The 16363-nt window shown below is 41.7% G+C and carries 16 protein-coding genes; all 16 read right to left on the reverse strand.

Translation table 11 applies throughout. From position 1 onward, the window contains the following. Positions 1-13 precede the first annotated feature (13 nt). Positions 14-541 carry an HslVU peptidase proteolytic subunit gene (gene hslV / locus ACIQXH_RS09090; RefSeq protein ID WP_402868317.1) on the reverse strand — a complete coding sequence of 176 codons (528 nt, stop codon included), beginning with the start codon at positions 539-541 and terminating at the stop codon, positions 14-16. A gap of 20 nt (positions 542-561) precedes the next feature. Next, positions 562-1464 (reverse strand): tyrosine recombinase XerC, encoded by a 903-nt coding sequence (xerC, locus tag ACIQXH_RS09095; protein ID WP_403123181.1) that lies wholly within the window; start codon positions 1462-1464, stop codon positions 562-564. Between the two features lie 60 nt (positions 1465-1524). Further along, positions 1525-2847 (reverse strand): FADH(2)-oxidizing methylenetetrahydrofolate--tRNA-(uracil(54)-C(5))-methyltransferase TrmFO, encoded by a 1323-nt coding sequence (gene trmFO / locus ACIQXH_RS09100; RefSeq protein WP_402868313.1) that lies wholly within the window; start codon positions 2845-2847, stop codon positions 1525-1527. Positions 2848-3246: 399 nt separating this feature from the next. Continuing rightward, entirely contained in the window at positions 3247-5322 is a 2076-nt protein-coding gene (gene topA / locus ACIQXH_RS09105; RefSeq protein ID WP_402868312.1) for a type I DNA topoisomerase, read from the reverse strand. Positions 5323-5587: 265 nt separating this feature from the next. Beyond that, complete coding sequence (gene dprA, locus ACIQXH_RS09110) at positions 5588-6454, reverse strand: DNA-processing protein DprA (RefSeq protein WP_402956290.1); 867 nt, start codon at positions 6452-6454, stop codon at positions 5588-5590. Between the two features lie 144 nt (positions 6455-6598). Beyond that, complete coding sequence (gene sucD, locus ACIQXH_RS09115) at positions 6599-7501, reverse strand: succinate--CoA ligase subunit alpha (RefSeq protein WP_402868308.1); 903 nt, start codon at positions 7499-7501, stop codon at positions 6599-6601. 18 nt (positions 7502-7519) lie between these two features. Further along, complete coding sequence (gene sucC / locus ACIQXH_RS09120; RefSeq protein ID WP_403123185.1) at positions 7520-8680, reverse strand: ADP-forming succinate--CoA ligase subunit beta; 1161 nt, start codon at positions 8678-8680, stop codon at positions 7520-7522. 450 nt (positions 8681-9130) lie between these two features. After that, positions 9131-9403 carry an EscU/YscU/HrcU family type III secretion system export apparatus switch protein gene (locus ACIQXH_RS09125; protein ID WP_403123188.1) on the reverse strand — a complete coding sequence of 91 codons (273 nt, stop codon included), beginning with the start codon at positions 9401-9403 and terminating at the stop codon, positions 9131-9133. Next, a complete protein-coding gene (locus ACIQXH_RS09130) occupies positions 9400-11526 on the reverse strand; it encodes a hypothetical protein (RefSeq protein ID WP_403123189.1) in 2127 nt (708 codons plus the stop codon). The genes ACIQXH_RS09125 and ACIQXH_RS09130 overlap by 4 nt, the downstream gene beginning before the upstream one ends. 21 nt (positions 11527-11547) lie before the next feature. Beyond that, positions 11548-12315 carry a ribonuclease HII gene (locus ACIQXH_RS09135; protein ID WP_403123272.1) on the reverse strand — a complete coding sequence of 256 codons (768 nt, stop codon included), beginning with the start codon at positions 12313-12315 and terminating at the stop codon, positions 11548-11550. Between the two features lie 174 nt (positions 12316-12489). Further along, complete coding sequence (ylqF, locus tag ACIQXH_RS09140) at positions 12490-13362, reverse strand: ribosome biogenesis GTPase YlqF (RefSeq protein WP_402868300.1); 873 nt, start codon at positions 13360-13362, stop codon at positions 12490-12492. A 17-nt stretch (positions 13363-13379) separates the two neighbouring features. Further along, the gene (gene lepB / locus ACIQXH_RS09145) at positions 13380-13934 is read right to left on the reverse strand and encodes a signal peptidase I (protein WP_402868298.1); all 555 of its coding nucleotides are present in this window, start codon (positions 13932-13934) and stop codon (positions 13380-13382) included. Between the two features lie 210 nt (positions 13935-14144). Further along, positions 14145-14492: a 50S ribosomal protein L19 gene (rplS, locus tag ACIQXH_RS09150; RefSeq protein WP_402868296.1), complete on the reverse strand. Its 348-nt coding sequence runs from the start codon at positions 14490-14492 to the stop codon at positions 14145-14147. Between the two features lie 131 nt (positions 14493-14623). After that, complete coding sequence (trmD, locus tag ACIQXH_RS09155; protein WP_402868294.1) at positions 14624-15358, reverse strand: tRNA (guanosine(37)-N1)-methyltransferase TrmD; 735 nt, start codon at positions 15356-15358, stop codon at positions 14624-14626. Beyond that, positions 15358-15876, reverse strand: coding sequence for a ribosome maturation factor RimM (gene rimM / locus ACIQXH_RS09160; RefSeq protein WP_402868292.1), 519 nt, complete (start codon positions 15874-15876; stop codon positions 15358-15360). Before rimM ends, trmD begins: the two co-directional genes overlap by 1 nt. A gap of 10 nt (positions 15877-15886) precedes the next feature. Next, positions 15887-16273: a YlqD family protein gene (locus ACIQXH_RS09165; protein ID WP_402868290.1), complete on the reverse strand. Its 387-nt coding sequence runs from the start codon at positions 16271-16273 to the stop codon at positions 15887-15889. Between the last annotated feature and the right edge of the window lie 90 nt (positions 16274-16363).

Here is a 16363-nt window from a genome sequence, read left to right on the forward strand (position 1 = left end):
TGTGCGCTCCTCCTTACAACTCTTCCACGATTATATTCGTATTTGTAAATACACAAATTTCCGCTGCAATTTGTAAAGATGATTGGGCTATTTCCCTTGCCGATAGGTTTTCACTAGAAAAACGCTTTAAAGCCCTGCCTGCAGCTAGAGCATAATTTCCACCAGATCCTATGGCTAGAATCCCGTCGTCAGGTTCAATTACTTCTCCAGTACCGGAAACGAGAAGCAAATCTTGTTTATTCATGACAATTAACATTGCTTCCAGCTTTCTAAGCACATTATCACTCCGCCATTGCTTCGCCATTTCGACGGCTGCACGTTGAAGATTCCCATTGTATTCCTCAAGCTTGGCTTCAAACATTTCGAAAAGAGTGAATGCGTCTGCAACAGAACCTGCAAAACCTGCCAGGACATTCCCGTTAAAGATTTTCCTCACTTTTCTTGCCGTATGCTTCATCACTACTGAATTCCCTAAAGTAACCTGCCCATCACCGGACATGGCACATTCTCCTTTATGATGCACTGCAAATATCGTTGTCATAAAGTGTCCCCTTTCAACTTTTAAGCCCGCGGATGTGATGCATTGTAGACTTTTTTTAATTGGTCCTTTGTTACATGCGTATACACTTGCGTAGATGAAATTTTTGAATGTCCAAGCAGTTCCTGAACCGTACGTATATCTGCTCCGTTATTTAAAAGGTGAGTGGCAAATGAATGCCTCAACATATGGGGATGCAGATTTCCATCAGCGGCCGACTTTTTAATCAATTCATTTAATATATAACGGATCCCCCTAGGTGTAAGGGGTTCTCCGCGAAAGTTAACAAATAAATAAGCATGCGCCTTAGCGTCAGACGATGTCATTTCCATCCTGGCTGTACGTATGTATAAATCTATCGCTTCCTGAGCATAACTGCCAACCGGGACATACCGATCTTTCTTCCCTTTTCCATGGATCAGTACGGTTCCAAGCGAGAGATCGATATCCTGTACTTTGATTTCACAGCACTCACTTACGCGAATGCCAGTAGCATACAGTAATTCCAGTAATGCAACGTTTCTGATTTCAATTGGGGTATCTTTCTTTAAAGAAGAAAACAACTGATTGACTTCTTCCTCATACAGAAAGCGAGGCAATCTCTGTTCCTTTTTGGGTAAAGATGCAAGGGAAAAAGGATTATCCTTGACTTCCCCTTCCCTCATTAGAAATTTATAAAAACTACGCAAACAAGATGTTTTTCTTGCTACAGTCCTCTTTGAAAGTTGTTTCTCATATAAATTCGTCAAATATAGCCGGACATCCATATATTCGACTGACGCGACATCGGTAATCCGTTGTTCGTTCAGGAATAAGAAAAATTCGTGAATATCCCGCTTGTAATTTTCAATCGTGTAGTGTGAACTATTTTTTTCTATTTGTAGATATTCAATGAAGGAAGATAACGCCTTATTTTGATTGATCATAGAAACACCTCGCAAAGGCTTATAAATAGTATCATACTTTAAAACAGCAGGCAAATGATTTTACAAACTTTTCACAAAGTTCTGAATTGTGTCTAAAGCGCGATTTGCATGTGCCTCATTTCGTTCCTTTTTCGACTTGATTCTGATTTCTAAATCTGGGAGGAGACCAAAATTCGCATTCATCGGCTGGAAGCTCTTCCCGTTAGTGGACGTAATATACCTTGCCATGCTCCCCATCGTCGTTTCAGCAGGGAAAACGATTGGTTCCATCCCTTGAACCAGTCTTGCTGCATTAATTCCGGCGACCAGTCCTGATGCGGCAGACTCCACATACCCTTCCACACCCGTCATCTGGCCGGCAAAGAATAAATCTTCCCGGTTTTTGAATTGATAGGTCGGCTTTAACACATTCGGAGAGTTGATGAATGTATTGCGGTGCATCACTCCATAACGGACAATTTCAGCATTCTCTAATCCTGGAATCAGCTGAAGTACCTCTTTTTGAGGTCCCCATTTTAAATGTGTCTGAAAACCAACAATGTTATAAAGGGTTCCAGCTGCATCATCTTGACGAAGTTGAACGACAGCAAATGGTCGTTTACCCGTTTTTGGATCTTCCAATCCAACCGGCTTCAACGGTCCGAATAGCATCGTCTTTTTCCCACGAGATGCCATTACTTCTATTGGCATGCACCCTTCGAAGAAGATTTCTTTTTCAAATTCCTTAAGTGGCACAGTTTCTGCAGAAATCAGCGCTTCATAAAACCGATCGAATTCTTCTTCGGTCATCGGACAGTTCAAGTAAGCAGCTTCCCCTTTATCATAGCGGGACTTTAAATAGACTTTATCCATATTGATGCTTTCTTTTTCAAGAATTGGAGCTGCAGCATCATAGAAATATAAATATTCTTCATCCATAATTTGCTTCAAGCTATCCGATAAAGATTGGCTAGTCAATGGACCCGTAGCTATGACGGTTGGACCCTCAGGAATCTCTGTCACTTCTTCATGGAACACGGTCACATTTGGATGATTTTTCACCCTCTCCGTTACAAGGTCAGCAAATTCGTGACGATCGACGGCTAATGCACCACCAGCAGGAACAGCACAAGTATCTGCTGCGGAAATAATAACGGAATCCAATGTTCGCATCTCTTCTTTTAAAACACCTACAGCATTTGTTAACGTATTTGCCCGAAGTGAATTGGAACAAACAAGTTCAGCGAATTTATCGGTATGGTGTGCAGGCGTTTGCTTAACCGGACGCATTTCGTACAAATCAACTTTTATTCCTCTTTTAGCTAATTGCCAAGCAGCTTCACTTCCTGCAAGCCCAGCACCAATTACACTTACTTTTGCTTCTTTCATATTTCGAACCTCCATGTATAGATATGATAAAACAGGAAGATTTATCATCAAAAATGTTTTTTACAAAATCTTCATTTTAACGATATGTTTATATGTATACCCCATCTTGCACATTCCTGCTGATGCACTTTTTAAGTATGTCTATTTGGATAAATGCCTTAAGTCGTGTTCTTACAGAAACAATAACTGGACACAAAGAGGAATTATAACTTTAAATGAAGGCACTTGTCCACTGAATTTTACAATACTTGAGCAAAATTAAAAAGTTTCATGCCTTTCCAATATATTCTGCGAGGAACATCCTTCTCTTTATCATGATATCATACCTTACCTAATATGAAGAAACTCAGCTCTACCCGAGTCAGTCCTTTTCTGGTGAACATGAAAAAGGTGGGCATGATTGCCCACCTTTCCTTAAGCTTGAGGTACCTCTTTGAAATCACAATCCATACATTGTACTTGTACGCCTTTTTTAAGTTTTTTCTCAACAAGGGTACCTTCACATTTTGGACAATTACGCGGCAATGGCTTATCCCATGAAATGAAATCACACCCTGGATACGTATCGCATCCATAAAACAGGCGGCGTTTTTTACTTTTCCGCTCTATGATGTTTCCTTCTTTACATTTTGGGCACTTCACACCGATTTCCTTGACGATTGGTTTCGTGTTACGGCAGTCAGGAAAATTGCTGCATGCCATGAATTTTCCGTATCTCCCCATTTTGAAGACCATTCCATGACCGCATTCTTCACAATCCTCGCCAGCAGGTTCATCTTTAATTTCAATCTTTTCCATCTCGGCTTCTGCCTTGGCCAAATCAACAGCAAAATCCTTGTAGAAGTCATCAATGACATTAACCCATTCAACACTTCCAGCCTCTACACCATCAAACTCCTGTTCCATCTTGGCTGTGAATTCAGCATCCAGGATATATGGGAAGAATTCGCGAATTAGTTCAAGGACTATTTCACCAAGTTCGGTCGGGATAAATCGTTTGTTATCAAGCGTGACGTAACCCCTTTTTTGTATCGTATCCAAAGTAGGGGCATAAGTGGATGGCCGACCTATGCCTAATTCTTCCAGCGTTTTAACAAGACGTGCCTCTGTATAGCGGGGCGGCGGTTGCGTGAAATGCTGCTTAGGCTCAACATCTTTTGAAAAGAATTGATCACCTTTTTTCACATCAGGAAGGGTATTCTCCTTTTCCTCCACCGAGTCATCCGTTCCTTCAACATAGACCTTCATAAAACCAGGAAATTTAACTTTCGATCCATTTGCTCTGAATATGACATCTCCGTTATGTAAGTCGATGCTCATTGTATCCATAACAGCAGAAGACATTTGACTTGAAACGAAACGTTCCCAGATCAATTTATATAAACGGAATTGGTCTCTGGATAAAAATTCTTTCACTAAACCTGGTTCCCGCAGTGTGCTAGTCGGTCTCACTGCTTCATGGGCATCCTGGGCATTTGTCTGTTTTTTCTCTTTACGCTGTTCCGTCTGCACATACTCTTCACCATAACTAGTTGAGATGAAGTTATGCGCTTCGAGCTTAGCCACATCGGAAATCCGGGTTGAATCCGTTCTCATGTAAGTAATCAGTCCGACTGTTCCTTCTTTTCCTAGCTCAATTCCTTCGTAAAGCTGCTGGGCAAGCATCATCGTTTTCTTGGCCCTGAAATTCAATTTACGCGCAGCTTCCTGTTGTAGGGAAGAAGTTGTGAATGGTGCAGCTGGATTACGTTTTCTTTCCTTTTTCGTCACGGTACCGATTGTAAATTCCCCACCGCTCAAAGAATCCAGAACCTTCTTCACGTCTTCTTCCGTATTCAATTCAGTACGTTCTCCCGCAAGGCTGAAAAAGGAACCCTCAAACTGTTCTTTTCCTTTTACAAAATCGGCCTTGATTGTCCAATACTCTTCAGGAACGAAGTCTTTGATTTCTTTTTCACGATCTATGATCATTCGGACTGCAACTGATTGAACCCGTCCGGCACTCAAGCCTTTTTTCACTTTTTTCCACAATAGAGGGGAAATATTGTACCCGACCAAACGATCCAATATCCTCCTTGCCTGCTGGGCATCAACCAATTGCATATTAATCGGTCTCGGAGATTTAAATGATTCTTTGATTGCTTCTTTCGTAATCTCATTGAATACGACACGGCAATCCGAGTTTATGTCGACGTCGAGGCTATGCGCTAAATGCCAGGCAATCGCTTCACCTTCTCTGTCGGGGTCAGCTGCGAGATAGATTTTTTTTGCTTTTTTTGCTGCTGTTTTCAATTCTTTTAAAACCGGGCCTTTGCCGCGGATTGTTATATATTTAGGTTCATAGCCATGTTCAACATCGACACCCGTTTGACTTTTAGGTAGATCGCGTACATGACCCATGGAAGCTTTAACTTTATATTTCTTTCCTAAGTATCGCTCTATCGTCTTTGCTTTTGCGGGCGATTCCACAATCACTAAGTAATCTGACATCCAATAAATCCTCCTCAAAGAGGTAATATAAATCTTCACTATTATTAATCATTCAAAAATCATTTGTCAACACCTCTTTACTTTTCCAATCCCGCTGATTCATCAGGATTTAGATATTTTGACAAGAGGTGCCTGTTGCAAAACTTATAACAGTTTTACAATTTTTTCAACCTTTTTGTCTAATATTTTATTCTATTCACCTAAAAAAGCACCTTTTTCGACAAAAATTGGAGGTTTCACCGTATATCTTCTATATTATATTGTTTTAATATTCCTCCTCAATCTGTTCAGCTGTCAAAACTAATTTAGCTCCCTCTTGAATTAATTGATTAGTCCCCATTGATTCAAGACTAGTTATATTACCAGGAAGTGCAAATACGTCCCTTCCCTGGTCAAGTGCAGCCTGCGCTGTGATAAGCGAACCACTTCTCTGCTTTGCCTCTACCACGAAAATCCCCTGCGATAAACCACTGATGATTCTATTGCGGAGAGGGAACATCCAAGGTTCCGATCTCCTAGTCGGAGGGGTTTCCGAAAGAAGCAATCCCTTATCGATGATCACCCTTGCGAGTGGAATATTGATTTTCGGATAAATGTGCATTAATCCCCCTCCTAAAACCCCTATCGTATGTCCACCTTCGTTCAACGTGATTTTATGGGCAATCGCGTCAATTCCAACTGCCACTCCACTAATAATCACGAATTTTCTCTTTACGAGTGGCGTTAAAATCGTTTTTAAGGCCTCTAACCCGTACGAGGTTGGATTCCGTGTACCAACGACACCTATGGTATTCTTCTTAGCTAAAAGCTGTTTATTGCCTTTTAAATAAAGCACCCAGGGGGGATCGAAAATTTGTCTTAATAGATATGGATAGTCTTCATCAAAAATCGTCATACAGTGGATTTGATTATTTTCATATTGTTTCAGTTTTTCAATCGTATTGTAAGAATGCAAGTCTGCGAGAAAGAGTTGGAGTTTGTCGTTCGGGATGGTGAGAATTTCTTTCCATTCAGCATACGTTTTTGTAAAGAGGGTGGTGAGGGATGGGTCTGCAGCCAAGATCATTTTTATCGTTTTCCAGCCTGCACCACGACAATGATGAAGGTGGATTAGCTTTTCATTTCTGTTCAATTTGGAAGCACTCCTTTGAGGATTATTCAAAAGCAGGGGATGGTCGTATGGTTTGTCAAACGAAGATGTCATGGATACTTTCGAAGGGTACTTACTATAGAAGTGAAATAAAGGCCGACCAATATCAGGTCGGCCCATCTCTTATTAATGCGTTTTACAAGGTTCGTACATGCCTTTTTCTTTTAAGACGGATATCAAGGTTTCTCCCATGACCGATGGTGTTTCAGCAACTTTAATTCCACATTCATTCATGACGCGGATTTTTTCATCGGCTGTTCCTTTTCCTCCTGAAATAATTGCACCAGCATGTCCCATACGTTTTCCAGCTGGAGCCGTACGTCCTCCAATGAATCCAACAACCGGTTTCGTCATATTTTCCTTAACCCAAATGGCCGCTTCTTCTTCTGCTGTGCCACCGATTTCCCCTATCATGATTACCGCATGGGTTTCTGGATCTTCATTGAACGCTTTAAGCACATCAATGAAATCAGTCCCATTAACAGGGTCCCCACCAATGCCGACAGCTGATGATTGCCCAATACCTTCTTGTGATAATTGATGTACGGCTTCATAAGTCAGAGTACCAGAGCGAGAAACCACGCCAATATGGCCTTTTTTGTGGATATAGCCAGGCATTATCCCGATTTTGCATTCTTCCGGGGTAATCACACCCGGACAGTTAGGTCCAATTAAGCGTGTTTTTTTGCCTTCCATATACCGCTTGACCTTAACCATATCAAGGACTGGAATATGCTCGGTAATACAGATGACGAGATCAATCTCCGCGTCAACCGCTTCTAGAATTGCATCTGCTGCAAATGGAGCCGGTACATAGATAACCGATGCATTCGCCCCTGTTTCAGTGACAGCTTCGGAAACTGTATTATATACAGGTACCCCTTCCGCTTCTGTTCCACCTTTACCCGGAGTGACCCCTGCAACGATTTTCGTACCGTATTCTAACATCTGTTTTGTATGAAATAATGCTGTTGAGCCAGTGATTCCCTGAACGATCACTTTCGTATCTTTATTAATATAAACGCTCATTATGTTCCCCCCTGCCTATTATCCTACAAGTGATACTATTTTTTGCGCTCCGTCTGCCATGGATTCAGCAGCGGTGATATTTAGACCAGAATCTTTCAAAATACTTTTCCCTAAATCAACATTCGTTCCTTCTAAGCGAACAACGAGTGGAACATCCAGGCCTAGCTCTTTTGCAGCAGCTACGACGCCTGTCGCGATGATGTCACATTTCATGATTCCTCCGAAGATATTGACAAAGATGCCCTTTACTTTTTCATCGGACAGGATGATCTTGAAGGCCTCTTTCACCTTTTCCTCTGTAGCGCCGCCCCCGACGTCAAGGAAATTGGCTGGGTCGCCCATATAGTGTTTAATGATGTCCATTGTTGCCATTGCAAGCCCGGCGCCATTAACCATACAGCCAATATTTCCGTCAAGCGATATGTAACTAAGACCATGTTTTGATGCTTCAATTTCTTTAGCATCTTCTTCATCCAAATCACGGTACTCTGAAATATCTTTCTGACGGTATATTGCATTGTCATCAAAATTCAATTTAGCATCCAAGGCCATTACATTGCCATCCCCCGTCACGACTAACGGATTGATTTCGGCAATCGAACAATCTTTTTCTACGAATGCTGTATATAAGTTGATCATCAATTTAGATGCTTTATTTATTAATGGAGCTGGAATATTAATATTAAAAGCGATTCTACGTGCCTGGAAACCCGTTAAACCGACCACAGGGTCAATTACTTCCTTGAAGATTTTCTCGGGAGTTTTCTCAGCCACTTCTTCGATTTCCGTTCCGCCTTCTTCGGAGGCCATCAATACTACACTGTTCGTTGCACGGTCCAAGACCAGACCAATGTAATATTCCTTGGTGATATCGCAGCCTTCCTCGATAAGTAAACGCTTCACTTCTTTACCTGCAGGCCCTGTTTGATGGGTCACCAACGTTTTACCAAGAATCTCTTCTGCATATGTACGCGCTTCATCAAGATTCTTCGCAACCTTAACTCCGCCGGCTTTTCCGCGGCCACCCGCATGGATTTGAGCTTTGACGACAACAACCTCTGTACCTAACTCCTTCGCCGCTTCAACTGCTTCATCAACAGTAAAGGCAACTCGGCCATTTGGAACAGATACCCCGTATTGTCTCAAAATCTCTTTCCCCTGATACTCATGGATATTCATTTCCCATCCTCCTTATCTACTAAAAAACAAAACTTAAATTTGGTGCGTGTTTTCTCTACCATATTACAACAAAATTCTCTTTCATGCATAATTTTCTTTATCGACTATGAAAAATAATTATTACAATATACCTAATTAACCTTCTATTATATGGAAGGAAATACATTATTCATTCATAGGCTCATTTTCAGGATGATCATTTTACACATACAGACTTTTTTAATTAAACACCTTATTTAAAGCCATTTTTAGGAATTTATTTGCTTCACTTTTATAAGATTTGCACCCTGATTTATTTTTTTGGACAAAAAAAATAAAAGCACGAAGCTTCTGCTTCATCCTTTTATCATTAGTTTACTATGTTTTTAATATAATGATTTTTTTCAGTACTTTTTATGGTTTCCTTCACAATCCGACCATTTTTTTAACCTGCCGAATAAAATTAGGGTTTTAACTTTTAGCATTCCGGTCCACCTTATAAACAAAAGCGAATACTTCGGCAACAGCTCCATATAATTCTTCCGGTATCGTTTGATTAATATCAAGCTGACCCAAAAGTTCCGTTAACGTTTCGTCCTTCTGTACAGGAATATTCAGTTCCCCTGCCTTTGCCAGGATATTCTCTGCCGTCTTGCCTTTTCCCTTAGCCAACACGACAGGTGCCTGCGATGACTTTGCATCATACTTTAAGGCAATCGCTTCTTTCCGTTTTTCCTGTTTCATATCCGAATGTCCACCCCACTATAAGTTCCTGTCTCTGAAAAAGGAACAGTAGTCTGCCTCACACCCGTATTTCTTGTGCGTGTTGGGTCCTGAAATAAAACTCCTGATAACTTGTAATCCATCAATCGCAAATTATCCTTCAACACGTCCAGATAATTACTCGCCACAGTTTCAATTGTTTGATTCTGCTCGTTGATGATAGTCACGTTGATGACGCGGTTTTGGATTTGCATGTCAATGATGGTTTCGTTAAGGTTCTCTAACTCTAAATAAAACAGGATACGACAGTAATCAGGATCGATCTTTCCATCCTTTGTTTTCCTTCCACTCCATTGCAACGTTAAATCCGTTTGGGACGAACCTAAGTTGAGAGGAAGGGTGAGCAATAAATTTTGCATGGGTCCGTTATCCTGTGAAAGAACCTGCTGAGCAGTGAGCCGATTCACTATTTGTTCAGCCATGTCTTTAATTGCTGGTGGATGCTGCTCATTCAACAATTTTAGGAGTAAAGGCTTGAGAGTTTCTAACTCCTCTGATAGCGCTTCCGATTCGCCTCCCGATAGATTAGCAAGAACATGCTCCAGTTGAAGCCCAAGCATTTTGGTCCATTCTTTCAGTTGTTGGGCTACAGCTGTCCCATTTGTAAAATCATTTGGTTGAAAACCTTCATCTATTAAATGGCTCAGCACTAGTTTTTCGGGATTGATAGCAACAGAGGGGGTTTCTGGAACTTGCTTAAAAGCCTGAAGTAGAAGATCCCCCACTTTCCCCTTCGACTCACCAACTTGCCCTACATCCTTATTTATTTGACTCAATAATTCATCGACTTCTAGATCGACCGGGGTGATTTTACGATTGGCAGACACCTCGGAAAAAGCACGTTCAAGTAAATGTGAAGTAAGATTAAGGACTTCTTTTGTAAACACTGGAATTTGCCGGACCGTCTGTTGCATCCCCTGCCATTGGGTATCAGCCTTAGAGCTCTTTAATGATTCTGAGATTAACTCCGGCCCTTCATTTCCGCTTTGGATTCCATTCCGTTGAATCATAGGGATAGTCCCTGGTTCCCTTGCCGAGGAGCCTTTCCCAAAAGCACGTTCAAGCAGGTTTAGATTAAGTCCAGACCTTTCATCGGTTGCGATGCTTTTATACGGTATTACATCTTTTACATCTGAAGATGCCGTCGCTCCTATATCCGAACTCCCCCATAGTTTAATAAGGTTAGATTCCATATTCCCTTGTCCAAGCGTTCCATTTGCTAGTGTTTGCAGTCCTTGCTGTAGTTTATTAGCCGTTGGGGTCTTCATGGGTTCCGGCGCCCGCACCGATTCAGCAACTATTCTTCTCAGTAATTCCGTTTCAGTTATCCCACTTGGAATGAAACCAGTCTTTTGAAGCAAGGAAAAGGCTCCTGATTTCATATCTGGTGTCGACTTGGAATCAAGCCAAGTTGCAATAAGTCTGTGCAAACCAGTTTGTTGTAATTGTTCTTGTTTAGTAATATGTAGGGACTCCAATACAGCTTTTAGCTGCACCAGCGTCTTTGTGTCAGATCCGCTTTCCTGTAATTGTTGTTGCAGACCACTTAGTAACTTATGAAAAGGTTCACCTTTTGCTAGTTCGGCCAATGCAAAAAATACCTCCTTAACAAAAGGTAGCTGCTGCGTAACCATCGTTTTAATAACGGAAAGTCCCGATTCAGTTGTACTTGCCGCTTTAACCCATTGCAATGCTGATGAGAAGAAATCTTTGGTGATGGGGAATTGATTTCTCAGTAAAAACTCGGCAAGCTTTGCAGACTCTGGTTCCGACTTAACACCAAGGTAAACAAGTAGCTGTGCCGCTGCTTCTTTTGTATTCGAGAGGTTCACATTCGGGGAATCGAGAACTTTCAAAACCACCTGTCCCTCATTTGGCTGCACTTGAAGCCAATATCTTTCCCCAACCTGTAGCGGGACGTCCAGGTGCGCAATCATTTTTTGTTGGCCAATCTGCACTTCAGCCGTTTGGTTCGGAAAGATCTTATTCACTTTTCCGAAAAGAATTTGCCCACTCTTTAGATTCGTGCTTCCTTGTATCTCAACGGGTGTAGAAACAGACTGACCATTTGTTATTGATTGCATCCCCTCATCCTCCTTTAATCCTTATTTCCTTGCCGCAATTTCCTTTACAGGTGCGAAACTTCTTCTGTGCCATGGTGTAAGCCCATGCTTATCGAGAGCTTCGAGGTGTTGGCTCGTACCATAGCCCATATGCTTTTCAAATCCATACTCCGGGTACTTTACCCCATATTCCTTCATCATCCTGTCACGTGTCACTTTAGCGACGATTGAAGCCGCAGATATGGTAATACTTCTAGCATCTCCTTTTATTAGCGAGAGCTGAGGAATGGGCATATCCAGTTCCATTGCATCAATCAATAAATGATCCGGCAATTCCGAAAGATTGTTCACCGCTGCCATCATGGCCTTTTTCGTAGCCTGATAGATATTGATTTCGTCGATTTCTTCGCTATGTACAATGCCTATCCCAATTGATATAGCCTCTTTATGAATCGCCTCATAAAATTGTTCCCTTTTGGACTCGGAAATTTTTTTCGAATCATTTAGCCCAGGCAAATAGAAAGTCTCTGGTAAAATAACCGCACTTGTCACTACCGGACCAGCCAAGGGCCCTCTTCCTACTTCATCTATACCGGCAAGAACCGAAAACCCTTGTTGGCGCAGCTCTCGCTCAAACTCTGACATTTTTAAGAAGGTATCCCTGATTTGTTGAGCTTTTTCGTAGGTTTTGTTCCATTTGCCGATTAAATCGGCGACTCCCTTGCGAGCATCCTCCCGGCATTCTTGCAAAAAAGGATCTTCCGGATTACTTATGGATTTTAATCTTGAAGAAATTTCGTTAATATTCATGGCTGTTTTCATTTTTATCACCCATCATTATAAGTATCGGCAGAAATGTTACATTCCTATAGTTCCATCAAAAATACGGAGCGGAAAAGAGATATCATTTAGGTTAAAACAACCTTCGATGCCTAAAGTCCCGCTCCGTGTTTATTCTCTTGTACAGCTTGGCCCGGACAGAGGTTAGTCGGGCGTGTTTTCTTGATCCTCTTTAGGCGGTAGCTCGAATGTGAGCGGGCCCATCTTTTCAGAACGGATTTCACGAACGACCAGTTCTGCGGTCTTATCGTAATCGATATACCCTCCAGAGGCTATACATCCTCTGAACTTCCCAACTGCATCGAAAAGTTCCAGCGTTTCTTGTGGGATGACATCAAGATTATATCGTGATTTCAACCGATCTGGATATTCTTTTTCCAAGAAGCGAAGACCATAGAGAGAGACTTCGTGCAAGTTTAAAATCGTATCCTTGATTGCTCCTGTCAAGGCCAGTCTTAAACCGACTTCCTGATCCTCGAATTTAGGCCACAGAATCCCCGGTGTATCTAAAAGTTCGAGTTCCTTACCGAACTTTATCCATTGCTGGGCCTTCGTCACACCAGGCGTGTTGCCCGTTTTGGCAATGTTCTTCCTAGCAAGCCGATTGATCAGCGTCGATTTCCCGACATTCGGAATCCCGACAATCATCGCACGAATCGCACGCGGCTTGATTCCTCTTGACTCCATCCGATCATACTTCTCTTTCAAGAGCATTTTAGAAGTCGTGGTAATCTGATGCAGCCCATTTCCCGCCTGTGAGTTAATAGCAATTGCCGTTTTACCTTGTGATTTATAATAATCAAGCCACTGATTGGTTTTTACCGGATCAGCCATATCGGCTTTATTCAACAAGATGAGCCTTGGTTTATGCTGGATGATCTCATCTATCATCGGATTCCGTGAAGATGCTGGGATACGTGCATCCACAAGTTCAAATATGATGTCCACCAGTTTTAATTTTTCTGTTACTTCCCGTCTCGCTTTGGCCATATGGCCAGGGAACCACTGTATTGTCAATGGAATCCACCTTTCTACTATTCCACCAATCGAAAGTCTTTGATTGGCCAGTAAACTAATTTAGTTTTGCCTAACACTTCCCGGTACGAAACAACCCCGATATGGCGGCTGTCCTTGCTGAATCGACGATTATCTCCCAAAACAAATAAATGTCCTTCAGGCACCGTTTCTTGTTCAATGATATCACTTAATGTAAAAGGCTCGGTCAATGGTCCACCATCAATCAATTGCTTTTTATATTCATCCAAATATGGTTCGCCATATGCTTTTCCATCCACATAAAGTATATCATCTTTATATTCCACCTTTTCACCGGGAAGACCGATGACCCGTTTAACGTAATCCTTGCCTTCCGGCGCTTTAAAGACGATGATGTCGAATCTTTTTGGTTCACCCACTGAATAAGAGAATTTATTAACGAGCATACGGTCTGTATCCTTCAAAGTCGGCATCATGGAAAAGCCGTCCACATAGATTGGGGCCAAAAGGAAATAACGAATAAGCGTTACTAAAATGACCGCAATTAGGGCTGCCTTTATCCATTCCCACAATTCATTTTTCTTTTTCGCCATCCTTACCACCCTTTTAGAAAAGCATATCATCTAATCATTTTAACATGTTACGGACGCTATAGCGAGCAGGTTTAGGACCCTCTCACTTCTTTTCCGGATGGTTTAATCGATAAAAAAAGGAGCCTGTTTAACAGGCTCCTTTTTTTGTATACGATTTGGTTTCGCACCTTATGTGGATCATGGTAAACCCGCATAGAGAGATTCGAAGAATTAACGACGAATTTCTTTAATACGTGCTTTTTTACCACGAAGTTCGCGTAGGTAATAAAGTTTCGCACGACGGACTTTACCGTGACGGATAACTTCTAATTTCGCAATTTTTGGTGTGTGAACAGGGAAAGCACGTTCTACTCCAACGCCGTAAGAAATCTTACGTACTGTGAAAGTTTCACTAACTCCGCCGCCACGACGTTTGATTACAACGCCTTCAAACAACTGAATACGTTCGCGAGTTCCTTCAATAACCTTAACGTGTACACGTACTGTGTCACCAGGTCTGAATGATGGAAGATCTGTGCGAAGTTGTTCTTTTGTAATTTCGTTAATAAGATTTTGCATGAATTCCAACTCCTCCTGGACGCTCTTGCAAATACTGAATTGTTTTGCAGCGGAACATCGATATAAGACCGGACTTTTGCCCAAGTCACAAGGTCTATCCTACCATACAATATGCATTGATGCAATAGCGATCATTCTTCTTTTTGAATCTCTGACAGCAATTTTTTCTCAAGATCGGAAAGTTCATAGCTTTCAAGCAAATCAGGTCGTCTCTGCCATGTTCTCCGTAATGATTCTTTCATCCGCCACTCATCTATTTTTTTATGATTTCCGGATATGAGTGGATCCGGGACTTTCATGCCCCGGAAATCTGCAGGTCTAGTGTAATGAGGGTGCTCTAATAAACCAGAAGAATAGGAATCAAGAATCGGGGAATCAACATTTCCAAGAACACCCGGCAACAAGCGGACAACACTATCTATAATGACCATGGCCCCCAATTCTCCACCTGTAAGTACATAGTCGCCTATTGATATCTCATCTGTGACGATATGCTCCCTGATACGCTCATCATATCCTTCATAATGGCCGCATACGAAAATGAGATGTTCTTCCTTTGCAAGTTCCTCTGCTTTTTTCTGCGTGTAGCGCTCCCCCTGCGGGCAAAGGAGTACTACCCTAGGTTTTAGGTCACCTTGGCCTTTGATCGCTTCTACAGCATCAAAAATGGGCTGTGCCTTCAACACCATGCCTGCCCCACCGCCATATGGGTAATCATCAACAGTTGAATGTTTATTATCTGCGTAATCGCGGAAATTGGTCACTCGATAGCTGACAGCCTGCTTTTCTGCCGCCTTTTTTAACATAGAGGAACCAAGCACTCCTTCGAACATTTCTGGAAAAAGAGAAAGTACATCGATTTTCATCAGTCCAATAGTCCTTCCATCGGCGTGATGATAACCTTTTTCTCCGAGATGTCGACCTCTTTTACAATCTGATCGATATACGGTATTAGAACATCCTTGCCTGCCGTCCTTTTAATGACCCAAACATCATTGGCACCTGGAGTCAATACCTCTACGATTTCTCCTATTTCCTCTTCTTCATCCGTGAAGACCTTACAGCCGATGATCTCGTGGAAGAAAAATTCCCCTTCATCCAGTTTGCCAAGCTGTGATTCCTTTATTCTCAAAATCCCGTTGCGGAAAGCTTCTACCTGACCGACGTTATAATAGTTTTCAAACGTCAATAGATTAAAGTTTTTATGAGTCCGGTGTGACCTGATTGTAAGCGGCAATGGTTTTTTCTCTGTTTCCCTGAACAAATACAGCGTATTGCCAACTTTGTACCGCTTCTCCGGGAAATCTGTTGATGAAATAACACGGACTTCTCCTAGAAGACCGTGCGTATTGACGATTTTACCTACATTAAACCAGTTTTCCATTCTTTCACCTCTAACGAATTTCCGAGACAATTCCATCTTTAATGACAATTGTCTTCGTTGTCATAAGATCGTCCCAATCTTCCCCGATTTCTACATCAATAATGCTTTGGACTTCCCGTTCCTTCAGTTCGCTTCCAATAGGAAGGATTTCCAACTGTTCCATTTGAAATTCAAGCAGTTTGATTTTTTCCTGCCTTTGGTTAATTTCTTTTTCAAAATGAGAACGAAGGCTGGCGGGCTGAAGGTTACGGGTCTTTTCAAGTTTTTTCAGTTCAAAACGAAGCTGTTCACTTTCTTTTTGAAGTTGTAGTCGTTTTGATTTGTACTTATCGAGGAGCTGATTCTTGCTGGATTCCGTTAATACTTGGTTAACGATTACATTTTGGAGAATTTTCATTCCAGCGCCTCCTATTATCTATGATTTCTTATTTCGTTCAAAAAATATGTATGATAGGGTAATCTTTTGAAAAAATGAGGGTCATTCTCT

This window comes from Peribacillus sp. NPDC097225, assembly GCF_044761955.1.
Classification (GTDB): Bacteria; Bacillota; Bacilli; order Bacillales; family DSM-1321; genus Peribacillus.

Coding starts and splice junctions, on each gene's coding strand:
- xerC (WP_403123181.1), bottom strand. CDS start 1,464: ATGATCAATCAAAATAAGGCGTTATCTTCCTTCATTGAATATCTACAA.
- sucD (WP_402868308.1), bottom strand. CDS start 7,501: ATGAGCGTTTATATTAATAAAGATACGAAAGTGATCGTTCAGGGAATC.
- topA (WP_402868312.1), bottom strand. CDS start 5,322: ATGTCAGATTACTTAGTGATTGTGGAATCGCCCGCAAAAGCAAAGACG.
- ACIQXH_RS09125 (WP_403123188.1), bottom strand. CDS start 9,403: ATGAAACAGGAAAAACGGAAAGAAGCGATTGCCTTAAAGTATGATGCA.
- lepB (WP_402868298.1), bottom strand. CDS start 13,934: ATGGCGAAAAAGAAAAATGAATTGTGGGAATGGATAAAGGCAGCCCTA.
- hslV (WP_402868317.1), bottom strand. CDS start 541: ATGACAACGATATTTGCAGTGCATCATAAAGGAGAATGTGCCATGTCC.
- rplS (WP_402868296.1), bottom strand. CDS start 14,492: ATGCAAAATCTTATTAACGAAATTACAAAAGAACAACTTCGCACAGAT.
- ACIQXH_RS09135 (WP_403123272.1), bottom strand. CDS start 12,315: ATGAATATTAACGAAATTTCTTCAAGATTAAAATCCATAAGTAATCCG.
- sucC (WP_403123185.1), bottom strand. CDS start 8,680: ATGAATATCCATGAGTATCAGGGGAAAGAGATTTTGAGACAATACGGG.
- rimM (WP_402868292.1), bottom strand. CDS start 15,876: ATGGAAAACTGGTTTAATGTAGGTAAAATCGTCAATACGCACGGTCTT.
- ACIQXH_RS09130 (WP_403123189.1), bottom strand. CDS start 11,526: ATGCAATCAATAACAAATGGTCAGTCTGTTTCTACACCCGTTGAGATA.
- trmD (WP_402868294.1), bottom strand. CDS start 15,358: ATGAAAATCGATGTACTTTCTCTTTTTCCAGAAATGTTCGAAGGAGTG.
- ACIQXH_RS09165 (WP_402868290.1), bottom strand. CDS start 16,273: ATGAAAATTCTCCAAAATGTAATCGTTAACCAAGTATTAACGGAATCC.
- trmFO (WP_402868313.1), bottom strand. CDS start 2,847: ATGGAGGTTCGAAATATGAAAGAAGCAAAAGTAAGTGTAATTGGTGCT.